The following is a 487-nucleotide window of genomic DNA, read 5'->3' as shown; positions in this document are numbered from 1 at the left end:
TACCAGGTAGGCGGCCGCCTTCTCGACGAAGCCCGTGGGCCCGCACACGTAGACGTGCGGCTCGAAGTCGGGTGGCCAGCCGTGGTTCGCCAGGTCTTCTGGGGTGATACGGCCCGCGGGGCGCGCGGCCCCCGCAGCCGCCTGGCGCGTGTAGATGCGGGTCACGTCCAGGCCGGGTGCGCCCGTGAGCAGCTCGGGGCCGTAGAGCTGCTCCTGGGGTGAGCGCAGCGAGTAGATCAGCCGGAACGGGACCCGGCTGCCCACGGCCTGCCTGGCGCGGATCATGCACATCAGCGGCACCAGCCCGGACCCTCCGGCCACCAGCAGCACCGGCTCGGTCTGCTCCGGCCGCCAGACGAACCAGCCGCCCACCGGGCCCCTCAGCTCCAGCCGGTCGCCCACCACCAGCTCGTCGACCAGGTACGGCGAGACCTCACCGTCGGCGATGCGCTGGATCGTCAGCTCCACGCGCGTGCCGTCCTGGGCC

At 73.1% G+C, this 487-nt stretch carries 1 protein-coding gene; it reads right to left on the bottom strand.

What is annotated here, in order from left to right:
- A partial coding sequence (locus MQN93_RS43740) for an FAD-binding oxidoreductase (protein ID WP_242713925.1) occupies positions 1-487 on the bottom strand: 487 nt, incomplete at both ends.

Source organism: Streptomyces spinosisporus (assembly GCF_022698145.1).
Classification (GTDB): domain Bacteria; phylum Actinomycetota; class Actinomycetes; order Streptomycetales; family Streptomycetaceae; genus Streptomyces; species Streptomyces spinosisporus.
Note: the sequence above shows the minus strand (reverse complement) of the source record. Positions and strands in the feature narration are given on the sequence as shown.